The organism is Klebsiella sp. S69 (assembly GCF_016516145.1).
Lineage (GTDB): Bacteria > Pseudomonadota > Gammaproteobacteria > Enterobacterales > Enterobacteriaceae > Klebsiella > Klebsiella oxytoca.
The window spans coordinates 64,970-80,548 of record NZ_JACVUU010000013.1 but is presented as its reverse complement, the minus strand read 5'-3'; the positions used below and the strand labels follow the sequence as shown (position 1 = coordinate 80,548).

Annotated in this window: 15 protein-coding genes; 12 read left to right on the top strand and 3 right to left on the bottom strand. The window is 55.3% G+C overall.

Annotated elements, in window-relative coordinates:
- Window positions 1-2 precede the first annotated feature (2 nt).
- Genes IAE27_RS14250 through IAE27_RS14210 form a run of 9 tightly spaced genes read left to right on the top strand, consistent with a single transcriptional unit; the run spans window position 3 to window position 10,600 of the window.
- Window positions 3-953 (top strand): ABC transporter, encoded by a 951-nt coding sequence (locus tag IAE27_RS14250; protein WP_004104910.1) that lies wholly within the window; start codon window positions 3-5, stop codon window positions 951-953.
- A 9-nt stretch (window positions 954-962) separates the two neighbouring features.
- Window positions 963-3,074: a peptidase domain-containing ABC transporter gene (locus IAE27_RS14245; RefSeq protein ID WP_023321512.1), complete on the top strand. Its 2,112-nt coding sequence runs from the start codon at window positions 963-965 to the stop codon at window positions 3,072-3,074.
- The gene (locus IAE27_RS14240) at window positions 3,071-4,231 is read left to right on the top strand and encodes an efflux RND transporter periplasmic adaptor subunit (RefSeq protein ID WP_200092570.1); all 1,161 of its coding nucleotides are present in this window, start codon (window positions 3,071-3,073) and stop codon (window positions 4,229-4,231) included. The genes IAE27_RS14245 and IAE27_RS14240 overlap by 4 nt, the downstream gene beginning before the upstream one ends.
- Window positions 4,231-6,174 (top strand): ABC transporter permease, encoded by a 1,944-nt coding sequence (locus IAE27_RS14235; protein ID WP_105889071.1) that lies wholly within the window; start codon window positions 4,231-4,233, stop codon window positions 6,172-6,174. Before IAE27_RS14240 ends, IAE27_RS14235 begins: the two co-directional genes overlap by 1 nt.
- On the top strand, window positions 6,171-7,568 hold the full coding sequence (locus tag IAE27_RS14230) for a TolC family protein (protein ID WP_154022376.1): 1,398 nt from the start codon (window positions 6,171-6,173) through the stop codon (window positions 7,566-7,568). Before IAE27_RS14235 ends, IAE27_RS14230 begins: the two co-directional genes overlap by 4 nt.
- Complete coding sequence (locus IAE27_RS14225) at window positions 7,555-8,808, top strand: beta-ketoacyl-[acyl-carrier-protein] synthase family protein (RefSeq protein WP_154022377.1); 1,254 nt, start codon at window positions 7,555-7,557, stop codon at window positions 8,806-8,808. Before IAE27_RS14230 ends, IAE27_RS14225 begins: the two co-directional genes overlap by 14 nt.
- Window positions 8,805-9,599, top strand: coding sequence for a MaoC/PaaZ C-terminal domain-containing protein (locus IAE27_RS14220; protein WP_154022378.1), 795 nt, complete (start codon window positions 8,805-8,807; stop codon window positions 9,597-9,599). Before IAE27_RS14225 ends, IAE27_RS14220 begins: the two co-directional genes overlap by 4 nt.
- Before the next feature lie 16 nt (window positions 9,600-9,615).
- A complete protein-coding gene (locus tag IAE27_RS14215) occupies window positions 9,616-9,867 on the top strand; it encodes an acyl carrier protein (RefSeq protein WP_004104899.1) in 252 nt (83 codons plus the stop codon).
- 1 nt (window position 9,868) lies between these two features.
- Window positions 9,869-10,600 (top strand): SDR family NAD(P)-dependent oxidoreductase, encoded by a 732-nt coding sequence (locus tag IAE27_RS14210; protein WP_004114789.1) that lies wholly within the window; start codon window positions 9,869-9,871, stop codon window positions 10,598-10,600.
- A 23-nt stretch (window positions 10,601-10,623) separates the two neighbouring features.
- On the opposite strand, the gene IAE27_RS14205 is transcribed toward IAE27_RS14210, so the two are convergent.
- The 3 genes from IAE27_RS14205 to IAE27_RS14195 are packed head-to-tail and all read right to left on the bottom strand — an operon-like array spanning window position 10,624 to window position 13,076.
- Window positions 10,624-11,820 carry an HD domain-containing protein gene (locus IAE27_RS14205; protein WP_023321509.1) on the bottom strand — a complete coding sequence of 399 codons (1,197 nt, stop codon included), beginning with the start codon at window positions 11,818-11,820 and terminating at the stop codon, window positions 10,624-10,626.
- 34 nt (window positions 11,821-11,854) lie between these two features.
- Window positions 11,855-12,343: a hypothetical protein gene (locus IAE27_RS14200; protein WP_200092567.1), complete on the bottom strand. Its 489-nt coding sequence runs from the start codon at window positions 12,341-12,343 to the stop codon at window positions 11,855-11,857.
- Window positions 12,336-13,076, bottom strand: a complete 741-nt coding sequence (locus tag IAE27_RS14195) for a winged helix-turn-helix domain-containing protein (protein ID WP_004104891.1) — start codon at window positions 13,074-13,076, stop codon at window positions 12,336-12,338. The genes IAE27_RS14200 and IAE27_RS14195 overlap by 8 nt, the downstream gene beginning before the upstream one ends.
- A 171-nt stretch (window positions 13,077-13,247) precedes the next feature.
- Between IAE27_RS14195 and IAE27_RS14190 the strand changes: the two genes are divergently transcribed.
- The 3 genes from IAE27_RS14190 (at window position 13,248) to fucO (ending at window position 15,485) form a co-directional block, all read left to right on the top strand.
- On the top strand, window positions 13,248-13,568 hold the full coding sequence (locus tag IAE27_RS14190) for a FaeA/PapI family transcriptional regulator (protein ID WP_004104889.1): 321 nt from the start codon (window positions 13,248-13,250) through the stop codon (window positions 13,566-13,568).
- Between the two features lie 363 nt (window positions 13,569-13,931).
- On the top strand, window positions 13,932-14,117 hold the full coding sequence (locus IAE27_RS14185; protein ID WP_070555515.1) for a hypothetical protein: 186 nt from the start codon (window positions 13,932-13,934) through the stop codon (window positions 14,115-14,117).
- Between the two features lie 216 nt (window positions 14,118-14,333).
- Window positions 14,334-15,485 (top strand): lactaldehyde reductase, encoded by a 1,152-nt coding sequence (fucO, locus tag IAE27_RS14180; protein WP_070555517.1) that lies wholly within the window; start codon window positions 14,334-14,336, stop codon window positions 15,483-15,485.
- The last annotated feature ends 94 nt before the right edge of the window (window positions 15,486-15,579 follow it).

Here is a 15,579-nt window from a genome sequence, read left to right as displayed (position 1 = left end):
GCGTGACGCGTTTTCTCATCGTCTGGAGCGTTTTCAGCGTAAGAAAATGGTTCGCGCAGCTGAGCTGGCGCTACCGGCCTTTTACCGGCTATGGCCAAAAGGCGGTGCGCAGGATCATGCGTTTCACCCCCATGCCGCTGCTGTTGATAGCGGTTCGCGCGCTATGTCGGCTACGGTTATTGGGCCGACACTACCGCGGCCGTACCGCCGTGGCGACGCAAAACTACCGCTGCCTGACGGGCGCCGACGGGCGAATCGATGCCGCATGGATAGCCATGCGCCGTCAGTTGCTGGAAATGGGTGCGACCTGGGGACAGCATCCGGCTACGCTGGCCCAGATGCAGGCGTGCACGCGAGAGCTTGATGCCGTTGTCGCGCCTCTGGTGGCGCAAAAGACGCCGGTCGTCCTCGCGCCGCTGCACTGCGTTTCCGATATTTTAGCGGCAATGGTCGGGGCCGGCGTGACGCCGGGAAAAGCCAGCGTGGTGGTCTCCTCAAGCGCGGAAAGCTACACCGTCGCCAGCCGAAAAATGGGCGGCGTCGCGCTCTCTTACTGCTCAATCCACCAGGATAATACGTCGCTGGCCAGCGAGCTTATGGCGTTAATGACCAATGTATCGGAAGGGCGGGAAAATATGATTATTTTCCCCGACATTCCTGCCGATTACACCGTGCAGACCCATGAAGCGCAGTCCGGGAAAATAAGCTGCCGGCTATTTGGCCGCCCGGCGAAATTACATAGCGGGGTACAGCGATTTTCTCGGATCGTATCGGCGCAGGTGGTTTTTTATCACCTCTATTATCAGCAGGGGATAAAAATAAAGATCTATTCTCCGCTGAGGCCAAAAGAGGTCGCGGCAAAGCTACCGACGATGATCGAAAACACCCTGCGTGACTATCCGCAGGACTGGCTTTTGTGGCACAGCCATTCGCTCTATTTTATTAATCACTGATGCATCATCATGAAAAAGATTATCCCTGATATGGTTTTCCAGGAAGAGACCAATGAATGCGGCCTCTCCTGTATTGCGATGCTGGCGCAGACCCAGAATATTCCGTGCTCTCTCCCGGCATTGCGGGAAATTTTCCCCGCATCCGATCATGGGACATCGTTGAGCGATCTATCCGTTATCCTGCAACAGGTCGGCATTGCCACCGCGCCGGTGTTGTTTGACCACGATGAACTCCATGCGCTGCCGTTCCCGTCCATTCTGCACTATGGCGCCAGCCACTATGTCCTGCTGGCCTGGCGCAAAGGGGATTACGTTTGCGTGATGAATCCGGCGATTGGCCAGCAGTGGCTGCCTTTCTCGGCATTAAAAAAAGAGATTAGCGGCTATGCGCTGATCCTCGAAGAATCTCCCGGCGCGATCGCCAGTCCGGATCCGGTTATTGCCGGGGCGCAGCAGGAGATGCCGCGCGCGATGAGCCTGAAGGAGACCGCGGCGGTACCGGGTATTTATAAACTGATGCTATTAACCTTCCTGGTATCGCTAACGCTGTTTTTAATGCCGACGATGGTCAGTCGGGCGATAAACCAGGCCTTCTCAGACGTTCAGAATACGCAGTTTCCTTATTTATGGTTCATCCTCGCTTTTGTCATATCCACGCTGTTAGCGCTGGGGGTGAGGGTGATTAGCGAGCGCTTTATCCGCCGCTTTGTCCTCCTCAAGAGCGATATCGGTTTTTCCCGCTTGCTGAATAATCCGCTGCGTTTTTTTGAAAAACGCGCGCCGGGGGATGTTTTCAGCCGCTTTATTGCCTGGCAGGGAGGGATGCTGCAAAAAATCGAGCTGGATAACGGACTCCGCTCGGACTGGATAATCTGCGTTATCGCTATCGGCATTATGTTCTGGATCTCACCGGTGCTGGCGCTCATTTCCGCTGCAGGCATTGTCGTGATGGGGCTGATCAGCGTCTGGGCGATATTCCGCGACCGCTGGTATACGCAGCAGCTGCAGTTGAAAAGCGCGACGCTGAATGACTTTTTCATGGAAACCCTTCAGGGGGTGTTAACCATTAAAACTGCCGGACTGGAAACGCAGCGCAAAGCGCAGTTTGCCCGTTTGTCACACGACCTTTTTACCTGCCTTCAGCGGCAGAAAGTTTACCAGCAGGTAAAAGAAGGTCTGTATCAGCTCACCGGCAGCCTCGAGATGGTGGTCTTTATGCTGGTGGTGCTGCCGCTGGTGAGCGCAAAGCTTATCTCGCTGGGCGACTTTTTTGCCTATAGCTTTTTACGGCAGATTTTTACCTCTTACGTCACGCGGATATTCTATGCCGTGATCCGTAAATCGCAGCTACACGTGATTGATACCCGCGCGCAGGGCCTGTTTACCCGTGAGGAACCTGCAACTCCTCAGTTATCTCCGCTGCGTGGGGAGGCGGTTCCACAGCTGGCGTTTGAGGCGGTGAGCTTTCATTACGCTCCGCAAAGCCCGGTGCTGAATGCCGTTGATCTCCGGCTGGAACCCGGCGATCGGGTGGCGATTGTCGGCGATTCCGGCGCCGGAAAAAGTACCCTGCTACGGCTGATGGCCGGGCTTTTTTCCGCACAGCATGGGCGCATTCTGCTGGACGGTGAAGAGGCGACCGCCCGCCAGCTGGCCTCGCAGGTATGGCTGCAGAGCCAGGAAGATATTTTGTTTAACGCCTCGGTGCTGCAAAACATCACCCTGTTTGACCCGTGGTACAGCGACAGCGATCGCGGGCGAGTGGAGGCGCTGGTCGATAAAATGGCGCTGGGGCCGGTCGTTCAGGCGCTGCCGGGAGGCATGGAGGCGCTGATCCGCGAGAGCCATTCGGCGCTCTCTTTAGGCCAGCGTCAGCGGCTGATGCTGGCGCGGGCGCTCTACAGCGCCCGGCCTATTTTGCTCTGCGATGAACCGACCGCCAATCTTGATGACGAAACCGCGGAAACGGTGATCGCCGCGCTGTGCCAGCACTGTCGTGAACAGGGCAAAACGCTGATCGTGGTAACCCACAGTGCGCCCATTCTGCATCACTTCACGCGGGTATATCGTCTGGATGAAGGCGAGCTGCGCGATATCGCACAGGGAGCGCCGGGCCAATGAGGCGACAATTTTTACGCCGCCGTAAAGCGTGGCTACTTGCGCTGGTCGCGATCCTGGCCATTATCGCCGCCGTTTTTTATCAGTGCTCGCTTCCGGCCCAGGCCGAGTCGCTCTACACCGTTGCGCTCGATCGCGGGGATATCGAAAAAGTAGTGCTGGCGAGCGGGACGATTAAACCTGCCGTCCAGGTGAGCGTCGGCGCGCAGGTCAGCGGCCAGCTACGTAAGCTGTACGTGCGCCAGGGCGAGCGGGTACGTAAGGGGCAGCTATTAGCCGAAATTGACCCGACGCTGCAGCTTTCCGATTTACGCAACGCCACCGCGCAGCTGGCCAGCGCCAGGGCGCAAAAGCTGGCTTCCGAGGCCACGCTGGTACAGTACCGCAAAGCGCTGGCGCGCGAGCAGGCGATGCAGCGCGATGGCTCGGGAGTGAGTAGCGATCTTGAGCAGGCGCAAGCGCAGTATAGCGCGCAGGTCCAGCAGATTGCGGTTAACGAAGCGCAGATCGTACAGGCGGAAATGAGCGTGCAGACCGCCAACGCCAACCTCGGCTACACCCGCATCCTTGCTCCTGTGGATGGTGAAGTGCTGGGCATCGTCACCCGTGAGGGGCAAACCATTGTCTCCTCACAAATCGCGCCGACGATTCTGGTGCTTGCCGACCTCGATAAAATGCAGGTGCAAACGCGCATTTCCGAAGCCGATATTCAGAAAATCCATCCCGGTCAGCCGCTGTGGTTTTACGTCATCGCCGATCCGCAGACGCGCTATGAAGGGGAGCTGGGCTACGTCCAGCCCGCGCCGCAGGAGGCGCTGGAGGAACAAAACGGCGGAGCTTCTGCCGGTAATCAGCAGAGCAGCGCCATTTACTATAACGGTACCTTCGAAGTCGATAACCACCAGCGCTTGCTGAAAACCTCAATGACCGCCCAGGTGTTTATCCGCATCGCGCAGGTAAAAGACGCGCTGCGCGTGCCGGTCGCCGCGCTGGGGCGTTCGCTCGGTGATGAGCGTTACATTGTGATGGTGCAAACGGCGAGCGGTAGCGAGGAGCGCACCGTCCGTATCGGGATTAACGATCGTCAGTACGCGCAGGTGCTGGAAGGATTACGGCCCGATGAGCGGGTGGTGATCCCGCAGGACGCGGGGTCTGTGTGATGGCTGAGCCGCTGATCGTGCTGAACAATGTCACGCGTCATTTTACCGCCGGGACGCAGATTATTCCGGTACTAAAATCCGTCTCTCTGACCATTATGCCCGGCGAAATGGTGGCGATTATGGGCGCTTCCGGCTCGGGTAAATCGACGTTGATGAACATTATTGGTTGCCTGGATAAGCCCAGCAGCGGCGAGGTTTATATCAACGGGATCCCCACTCACCGGGCGGATAGCGCGGCGCTGGCCGAGCTGCGCAGCCGCTGGCTGGGGTTTATTTTTCAGCGCTACCACCTGATGCCTTATCTGACGGCGGAAGAGAATATCGCCATCCCCGCGCTCTATACCGCGATGCCCGCCGCTGAACGCCAGGCGCGCATTGCGCTACTGGCTGAAAAGCTGGGCATTGATGCGCGGTTACAGCACAAACCCGCTCAGCTTTCCGGCGGCCAGCAGCAGCGGGTCAGCGTCTGCCGGGCGTTAATCAACGGCGCGCAGATTATTCTCGCCGATGAGCCCACCGGGGCGTTGGATAGCGTCAGCGGTCGGGCGCTGATGGATGTTCTGCACCAGCTGAACGCCGACGGGCACACGGTCATCATCGTGACTCACGATCGCGAGGTGGCGCGGCAGGCGCAGCGGATCGTCGAGATCAGCGACGGACAGGTGGTTGCCGACAGTACCCACAGCGCTCGAGATAATCGCGGCATTCAGCGCCTTCCCGCAGTACAGGATAATGGTCGGGCCTCGCTGTCGCGCAGTATCGGAGAGTCGGTGCGGATGGCCTGGCGTTCCTTACTGGGACATCGGATGCGCGCCTTTCTGTCGATGCTGGGGATAATCATCGGCATTTCGTCCGTGGTCTCCTCCATGGCGGTGGGGGAAGGCGCCCGGCAGAGCATCATGAACGAGATTGGTAAGCTCGGAAATACCACGCTTGAAATCCGCCCGGGTACCGGCTGGGGCAGCAAGCGTCCGGATATGGAGCGGGCGCTGTCGCTGGATGATATCGCCAGCCTCGGCAGGCAGCCCTGGGTTCTGGGGGTATCGCCGATTGTTTCCAGCATGACCACCGCGGTGCGTCAGGGCTTTGATTCTTCGATAATTCTCTCCGGCGTTTCCGCAGACTACTTTTCGCTGCAGGGGATTCGTTTTATTCAGGGCAACGGTTTTACCCGCCGCGATGTCGAGGATCGCGAACCGGTGCTGGTACTGGATGAAACCAGCAGGGAGACGCTGTTTCCCGGCAATGAAGATCCGCTGGGTAAAATTGTGCAGATTGCCGGCGCGCCGTGGCGGGTAATCGGCATTGCCAGCAAGCCCGGGCCAAAGGTGGTCAGCGGGTTTATGTCGGCGTGGATCCCCTATAGTTCGTTATTGCAGCGGATTTCCGGCGATAAGCCGCTGGAGGCGCTGACGCTGCGCTTCCAGGAAACGCTGTCGCCGCAGGAAGCAGCGCGGCGCGCGGAAAGGCACCTTATCCGCGAGCACGGCAAAAAAGATTTCTTTGTCCAGACCGATGAGCAGCTCGCCAAAGCGCTGCAAAAAACCTCCGACTCCATGTCGCTGCTGATCACCGCTATTGCCGCCATCTCGCTGCTGGTCGGCGGCGTGGGGGTGATGAATATCATGCTGGTTTCCGTTACCGAACGCACTCATGAGATTGGCATTCGGCTATCGGTCGGCGCCCGCCCTACTGACATCATGCACCAGTTTTTAATTGAGGCGGTGATGATCTGCGCGCTCGGCGGCTTAACGGGAGTGCTGGGCTCATGGGCCGCCGGTAACCTGTTTGCCCTGCTGACGCAGGAGTTTTCCATGGTCTTTACCTGGCTGCCGGTGGCGATGGCCTGCGGCTTTTCCGCCCTGATAGGCCTGACGTTCGGCTATTTCCCGGCGCGTCGTGCGGCGCGGCTAAACCCGACGGAGGCGCTGGCCCGCGAATGAGATCGCTGACTTTATTATCGTTAATTGTATTGCTGACGGGCTGTGGAAATTTGACCCGCAGCGATTATCAGCGGCCGCTGCTGTCGGTGCCGGAGGACTGGCAGCGAACGGAAGGGCAAAGCGCCGAGCTTGCGTCGGAGAAGGCGGGTCGCTGGTGGGACCGTTTCGGCGATGAACGTCTGTCGCGGGTGATGGGGCAGGTTCTGGAAAGCAATAACGATCTGGCCGCTGCCGCCTTAATCCTTCGACAGGCGCGCATTTCCGCCGGGCTAGCCCGAACCAATATCTCTCCCGACGCGACGCTTAACGGCGCCGGCAGTAACTCAAAGCCGCTCAATAGCGGAGGTTCGCAGGAGAGCTACAGCGCCTCGTTATCCCTGAGCTATGAGCTGGATCTGTGGGGCAAGCTGGCGCGGGTTCGTGAACAGAGCGAGTGGGAGGCGATTGCCAGCGAACAGGACTATCGGGCGACGATCCTGTCGACGATTGATACTACCGCGCAGCTCTACTGGAATATCGCGCTGCTGAATCAGCAAATGGCTTATCAGGCCGCCAGCCTGGATATCGCCAGGCAGACGCTGGCGCAGATTGAGTCCTGGCAGCGGGCGGGGAAAGTAGGGCTGCTTGACGTTCTGCAGTCCCGGCAGACGGTCATCAGTCGCCAGAATCAGCTGCTAAGCCTGAAACAGCAGCGGGCGATCTCCCGCAACGCGCTGGCGCTGCTGCTCAACAGGCCCCCCGCGCAGCATAGCGATGAAGCACCGGCGCTTGACGTCCATCAGCGTGTCGCCATTGCCAGCGCCACGCCGCTGGCCGCGCTCGCCAGCCGGCCCGATCTGCAGGCGGCGGAGTCGCGGCTGCGCGCGGCGCTGGCGGGTTCCGATGCGGCGCGGCTGAGCTTTTATCCCACGCTCTCGCTGCAGGGGACGCTGAGCGCCGGCAGCCAGATCTTTCACCAGTGGTTTAACGACCCGCTGCGTACCGTCGGAAGCAGCGTCGGCGCGCCCTTTATCCAGTGGAACACGGTACAGCTTACCGTGGAGCAGGCCAGCGTAAAGGTGCAGCAGGAGGCGGTGAACTTCCGCCGTACGGCCTACACCGCGCTGTCGGAGGTGGACGATGCGATGGAGAAGCGGCTTAACGCCGACGAGCAGCGCGAGCGCCTGCTGCAATCGCTGCAGCTGGGCCAGCGGCGCCTGACGCTCACCGAAAGCCGCTATCGGGCGGGCGCGGTGGACTACCAGACCCTGCTGAACGCACAGGACGCGCTGCTCGACGTACAGAACAGCCTGGCGCAGAACCAGTACGACTATCTTTATGCCACTTTGCAGCTTTGGCTGGCGCAGGGAGGCAATAACCCGCAACAGAGGATTTCCCAGAATGAGTCACAGTAAACCCCCTTATCGCGTGGTGATAACCGGCTATGGCGCGGTGACTCCCCTTGGCGATAGCGCTGCCGAAAGCTGGCAGGCGATCATGGATTATCGACGCGGTTACCGCTATGTGGATCTCTCCGCTAACGGCATCCACACCCATTTTATCGGTCAGGTAGAGAATGAACCCAGCCTCAAGGGGGTTCCCGCCGCTATTCGTCGGCGTCTGCCGCGTCACGCTCGCCTGGCGCTGGCCGCCGCGCGGGAGGCGGTGGCGATGGCCTTTGCTGGCGAACCCCCCACCGATGCTTATGACCCGCTGAGGTGTGGCGCCATTATCGGCTCCGGCTGGGCAGGGCTGGATGAAAGCTATCTGGCGGTACCGGAGTTTGAGAAAACGGGCGTCTCTTCGCCCTTCAGCTGCTTCTTTTCGATGCCGAACGTGACCACCGCGGCCTGTAGTCAGCTGTGGAATCTGCGCGGTTATCAAAATACTCCGGTCGCCGCCTGCGCCACCGGCACTATCGCCATTGGCGAGGCCTATGATGCGATTCGCTTTGGCCGGGCCAGCATGATGCTCGCCGGGGCCGGGGAGTCGTTAAACAGCGTTTGCGCTATCTGGAATATCGATGTGCTTGGCGCGTTGAGCAGGGAATCGTCATCGCCGGAGCGGGCCAGCTGCCCGTTCAGCCTGCAGCGCAGCGGGTTTGTCCTTTCTGAAGGCGGCGCGGTGCTGTGCCTGGAAGAGCGCGAAAGCGCCCTGGCGCGGGGCGCGACAATCCTCGCGGAGGTCACCGGTTATGCCAATTTCTCCGATGCGGTGGATTTTACCTCACCGGCCGAAGACTGCGTGGCACGTGAACAGACTATCCGCTGGGCGCTGCGCGACGCGGGCCTGCAGCCTGCCGATCTCGATTATATCAACGCTCACGGCACCTCCACGCCGCTCAACGATATGAATGAAACGCAGTCGCTGAAAAAAGCGCTCGGCGACGAGGCGTACCGGATCCCGGTCTCCAGTACCAAAGCCTACTCCGGACATCTGATCGCCGCCGCGGGGAGCTTCGAGACCATTGTTTGCCTGCAGGCGATGGCGGCGGGGATCATGCCGGCGACGGCGCATCTGACGCAGCCCGATCAGCAGTGCGATCTCGACTATATCGCCGAAGGGCATCGTCAGGGAGAGATCCGTCGGGCGCTGAATCTGAGCTTTGGTTTCGGCGGAGCGAACGCCGCGCTGGTACTGGAGAAACACGCGTGACGCTGCTGCGCTACACCCTTGCCGATGCGCAGCAGTGGGCGGCGTTTTCCGGCGATGAAAACCCCATTCACTTCGACTACGCGGCAGCGCGCGCGATGGGGGCGGGGCAGCTGAGCGTCCACGGAATGCGCGCGCTGCTGGACGTGAAGCGCGATGTCCAGTCGCGGCTGTGCCGCCCGGAGGGATACGTAAAATGCCAGGTCCGCCTGCGCAGGCCGCTATGGTGCGATACCGACTGGCTGTTAACGCCCGGGACGGCGAAACAGCGGATTCTCTCCGCCGCATCGGTTAGCCACCCGCAGAATGGCGAAATCTGTTTGTCATGCCAGATGAGCCTGGCGGCTGAGCCGGAATCGCTGGAGGGTAAGCAGCCCAGCAAACTGGCGTCCACGACGCTGCTCGCGCTGCAATCCCATTTCAACCGCGCCTGGCCCGACCTGGCGCAGTGGCAGTTCCTTGATGCGCTGCTGTTCCGTCAGCTGATTTGCGATGAGGCGCTGCTGCGCCAGGAGAATATTGCCGCCCTGCTCGGACCGGGGGAAACCTCGCTGCAGCAAATTTTTTCCCGCTACCCGGTGCTGCAAACCCATCAGGAAGTGGTTTTTGATGCTCATCTGGCAGGCAAAGGGACGCCGGTCCAACCCGGCTCGCTGTCGCTCTGGCTGTTGCCTTCATTGGTGGTCGGCCAGGCTGAGCAGGGCGCGCTGGTGCGTATTGCAGCGGCGGCGCAGCTGGATGATCAGGTCATAACGAATGTGGTTACGCTAAAGGTTGGACCAATTACTAATTGATAATTAAGGATAATTTATGATTCCCTATGATGAAGTTCTGCAAAAAGTGTGTGAAATGATTTGTGACGCCAAGGACCTGGAGCCGGATGAGGTGGATGAGAATACGCCGCTGGTTCGCTTAAAGTTAGATAGTCTGGACTACGTCGAGCTGATGGTGCTGGCAAAACGTGAATTCAATATTACCCTGGAAGCGGACTGGTTTATTCAAAATCCGGGGATCACGCTGGGTGAACTGTGTCAGCACATCAGCAAAGAGTCAGGCAGCTGATATGGCGCAAAAATGGGTGCTGATTACCGGCGGCAGCCGGGGGATAGGCCGGGCGCTGGTCGCCGGCCTGGCGCAAAACGGGAACGTGGTGTTTACCGGGCGCAATGAAGCGGCGATTAACGCCACTCTGGCGGAGTGTGAAAATTCATCGTATCAGGTGCAAGGATACGCCTGCGACGGCAACGACGAGTCGCGGGTTGAAGAACTTGCTCAGGCGCTGCTGGCCGAGCGGGGCGCACCGGAGGCAATTATTCACAATGCCGGAATGGCTCGCGATGGCCTGCATATTCACCAGAACGCCGCGCTATGGCGCGAGGTGCTGGACACCAATGTTATCTCAATGATGAACTGGAACCGGGTTCTGCTGCCGGCGATGTTGATGCAGCGGCGCGGCTCCATCGTGATGATGTCGTCGGTCAGCGCCTTCAAGGGTAACGTCGGGCAGACGGCGTATGCGGCGAGTAAAGCGGCGATGAGCGGCATTGCGCGTTCGCTGGCGCTGGAGATCGGGCGCTTCGGCATTCGGGTAAACTGCCTGGCGCCGGGCCTGATCCGCACGGAGATGCTGGAAGAGATACCCGCGCAAAAATTGAAAGAGATGCGCCAGTCGATACCTCTGCGCAGATTGGGCGAAACGGATGATGTACTGAAGGCCGTGGCGTTTTTAATCGGCGAGGGGAGTGAATATATGACCGGACAAACTCTGATTCTGGACGGCGGATTAAGCGCCTGAGGACGTTCAGGCGGGGTGGCTCTTTACGCGGAGCTGGTGAGTTGCTCAACGCGATTCACCAGCTCTTTTATTTCTCCCGCAGTTGCGCGATAGATCTGAATAATTTGTGAAGCGTGCTGCGCGATAGGCGACAGCATAAACGAGGGAATTTCATTTCCCGGGTTATTTTTAATTAACTGGGCCAGCGATTTTTCTTCTCCCTTCGGCCCGCTCAGGGCATGGACCAGCAGTCGACTAACCGTAATGAGCAGGGCTTCCGTTTGTAGCGATTCAGCGTGCCATTTAGAGGACGCATTACGATTTTGCATGGCTATCCATTCAGTAATATCATCAATTCCTTCAATACTATAGAGAGAGGCTTCTGCTCTGCCTGGCGAAGCGGATCGCGCTGGCGGCGGGCTATGATCCAGGCAGGAGATATTATGCAGCAATCCGCCAATCTCAACTTTTAGCGTTTGCGTCGCGCTCATTTCCATGGTGGTCGCCAGATAGCCGGCAATATGGCCGACGGCCGCGGAGTGCCACGGCGTCTGCTGGCTGAACTGATCGACAATAAAAGAGACCAGTTCAGCAATATCGCGGAGGTTATGTAAAGAGATGGTATCGTTATGTACGCCAGGAATCGCTTTGATGTAATCGCGATAGTCGGTGGAGGCCATGACTGACCAGAAATGTTCATCGGCGGAAAGCGTTCTGAACGCCTGGACGTACTCTTGTTTATAGAGAATATTCGCCCCGGCGGCGACGATGTCGACCAGCTTTTTGCTTAAAAATGCGATATGACTGGTACGGTGCTGGCAATAAAGTACATCCAGCCGGTCGGCGAAGAACAGCAGGTGACTCTCTTCGGGGACCAGTTCTCCTTCAATATAATGTCCAAGACCGTTGCGCCAGTGGGTGTGATGATAGCGAACAATCCTGTTAAGAGGACGAAACAACGGGATGCGGCTAAGCAATTCGCTGCCGATAAGCGCGTGGTTGTTATGCTCGTTATCGATGTAATTTAGCGGCTCAAGACGTGATTTTTCATTTAACCCACCGACATCGTGAATTAACGCCGCCAGAATGGTTTTACGCCGCTGGGCCGGAGAGAATTCCACTAAATTAGCCAGATGTGATGCGATAAACGCCGTTCTGACATGGTGCAGGTTCAGCCGGGGGTTAATCATATCAATGATATTGGCGATGCTGGCTAATGTCGGAAGTAAATGTATCGTCATGATATCGTTTTAATTAAAATTAATGAGATGAATCTCAATCAATGATGGTTTTCTGACGGCGACAACCATATTGTGGAAACTTTTGGGTGCCTAACAAAATAGTATCATCATTGACGTGATTTATATAGATGATTTTATCATTAGTTCGGCTTCCAAAGAGATTTTTTTGCGCAATATCTTCTGGCGTATTATCAGCGTGGTGGCGAATGACTTGCGAGTCTTTTATATAAAAAAGATGGCTGGGAACGATGTTTCTTTTTAATGTGATGGCGATAGTGCGTGAGACGATATATTTATCGCCATTGCTGGTGAGTAAACCCTCCAGATTGATTAAAAGATGGTTTTTGAAAAGTTCTGCGGATAGCTCCCCTTGGGAGCGAAGAATGTTCTCATTTATATTCTCCGTCAAATCGTAGCGTGATTCACAGGAAAATGAGTCCTCAGAACTGAGATAAAGGTACAGGGTTGAAAATAATACCAGCGCGAACGAACAGGCGGCAAATATCAAGACATATTTACGCATTTTTTATTTCCTTATAGTAATAACTATGGCATTGCTGGTCTTTAATGTCGCACTCAAGCATGAAGATATCCATGTAAATACCTAATCCCTGCTCCTGATTCATTTGTCGGTTAAAGAAGTAGATTTTCTTTGGCGTGGAACAGTCCAGCCCCGAGGTAAAGAGCTTTTTATTCCTGAGTATTTCTGTCACCGGGATAGCTTCGGAACCATAAATAGTGCATTTATCTTGGGTGAACATGAGCTTAGCTGTTTGTTTTTTATAGATAAAAAAATAAGAGAGCAGCATCGCGACTGCTGCGAACGCGATCAGTAACATCGCCGCTTTGCAATGTTGTTGCAGCAAGTTACGCTCAGGCAGCTGTGGAGAAAGGGTTGGCAGTGTGATAGAGGAAGAGTAATCATTGTCGGTAGTGATAATGACATCCTCAGAAATTTTAAAGCCAATTCGCGGTACCGTAATAATCACATTCTTTTCAATACCCAGATCCGCAAGGCTGCGACGCAGCGTTGAGATGTACTGATTAAGATTACTATTAGATGGCCTCGCACCATATTTTTCAAACACCGTCTGGAAAATATCAACCCGCGAAATAATATCCCCCCGGTATTGCAACAGACTAGTAAGAAGGCGAGTCGAAGTGGCGGAGAGTTCAATACAATCGCCGGTCAAGAGATTGACCAGAGAGGCCTCCTCAGTATCAAATGTAATAAATCCCTCTATATCGAACCGCATTTTTATCTCCACACGGAATTAAAAATTCACTCTTTATATCAGGTTTTTTATCATAAAAAAAAGTGAATTTCAGATAAATGTACTGTTTAAGTTGAAATTTAAAGTTAATGTTGCCGTTTTTATGGGGTCGTCCCATACTCCCAAGCACTGAATGACAGAAGGAGCTGACTCATGAAGATTGCAATTTCACCCAGTACGCCAGATTCACATCATGGTTCGCTAACCGCAGTTGAGAGTTTAAGAACATTGATGACCACAATGGGCATCAATAAATTCTCCGGGGTGAACGTACCAGAGCAGGAGTATATTCTTTATGTATTGAAAGAACATGAGCCTGAGGGGTTACTTACTCGTGAGTTAGCGGACAGGTGCGAAATGTCAATATATAAGGTCAGACATTTACTACTGCCGTTAGAGAAGTATGGTCAGGTGATCAGAATAAAGGTTAACAAACATCATAAGTGGTATTTTTATAATAAACATATTGACTAAAGGTCATACTAACAAGAGGCTGTGATGTTTGCAATAAATATAGAAATCTTAGGCGTTTTTTGTTTTTTTTAAGGTTTTTTGAGAATCGATATCTCGCAAATAATAGAGAAAGTTCTTAATGCTGATATCTTTTTCTTACTCGTAACAAGTCATTTCGCTATTCAGAGGGTGATAAATTTTTATCAGCGATGATAGATAATTCTTAGAGGGTCATTTGAGCGAAGGACGATGATCGCAGGAGGGCTTTTTTTGTTGATGAAATGACACGCTTGTTTCTGATATGTTAAATTGGCGGCCGGGTTGTCAGATGAGCATAACGACAGAGCGCAATGAGCTAAGGATGCCGGTAGCAAAGGTAGAAAAATGAAAATCCCGATCCTGGCTCTTCTTTATGTACTTCGGTTGAGTGGCGCCCTCATTCCTGTTTTGGCGCTTGCTGATAAAATATCTATTTTCCCGGGAAGGGATGTTGATCATAGAAAACAAAATAATGTGATCCAGTTCAATAATATTTATCTGAGAATAGTGGTTGGTTGCTACTTATATTGAGGAGCGAGGCTTATCACTCGATTAAGCGCAGGGAGTCGCTGATGTCCAATATACTGGACTCACTTTGTTGTATATGACCGATACGTGAATTAACTGCGCCAACGTGCAGAGCAATTAGGGTGTTATTTGATATGAAATAATAAAATGGCTGCGTCAGTCACGTTACTGTAGGGCTAAATATTATGGTTATCAAACACTCGAATTGAGGGAGCACAAATGGCTTACAGAATGATTTTAAACGAAACCTCTTATTTTGGCCCAGGTTCGATTCGTTGTATCGTAGATGAAGTTAAAAAACGCGGCTTCAAAAAAGCGCTGGTGGTCACGGATAAGGATCTTATTCGTTTTGATGTAGCAACCAGGGTGTTCGCTATCCTCGACGGCGCCGGATTGCCCTACAGCGTCTTTGATGAAGTGATCCCGAATCCCACGATTGAGGTTGTGCAGCAGGGCGTAGAGGCGTTTAAACAGTCAGGCGCCGACTACCTGATCGCGATCGGCGGCGGCTCGCCGCAGGATACCTGTAAGGCAATAGGCATTATCATTAATAACCCCGAATTTGCCGACGTTCGCAGTCTCGAAGGCGGGGCGGATACGAAAAACGCCGCCGTACCGATGATTGCCATCCCAACGACCGCCGGTACCGCGGCGGAAGTCACCATCAACTACGTAATAACTGACGTACAGAATCGCCGCAAGTTTGTTTGCTACGACCCGCATGATATCCCGGTGGTAGCGATCATCGACGCCGAAATGATGAGCAGCATGCCTGCCAGCCTGAAGGCGGCCACCGGCGTTGATGCCCTGACCCACGCCATTGAAGGCTATATCACTAAAGGCGCATGGGAATTAACCGACATGCTGCATCTGAAGGCCATCGAGGTGATTGGCCGCTCGCTGCGCGCTTCCGTACAGGGCGACGCGCAGGGCGCGGAAGGAATGGCGCTGGGGCAATATATTGCCGGGATGGGTTTCTCCAACGTCGGTCTGGGGCTGGTTCATGGTATGGCTCATCCGCTGGGCGCTTTTTACGGCACGCCGCACGGTGTGGCTAATGCGGTGCTGCTGCCGCATATTATGGCTTATAACGCCGAATTTACCGGCGAGAAGTATCGCGACATCGCGGTTGCGCTTGGTAACAACTCGGCGGCAACCCTGCCGATTGCCGAAGCGCGTGCCGCGGCAATTGAGGCGGTGGCGCAGCTGAATCGCGACGTCAATATTCCGGCGCGCCTGCGCGACGTGGGAATGAAAGAAGAAGATATTGATGCTCTGGCCGCCGCGGCCCTGGCGGACGTGTGTACCGGCGGCAACCCGCGCGATACCAATCTGGAAGAGATTAAAGCGCTCTATCGGCAGATCTTCTAATTTGCCAATCACAACGAAGCCGGTAAAGGTATCGGCTTCGTTGTTTATCAAGGAACGTTTTCACAGGACGGGCAGAGCGTTAGCCTACGCCCGG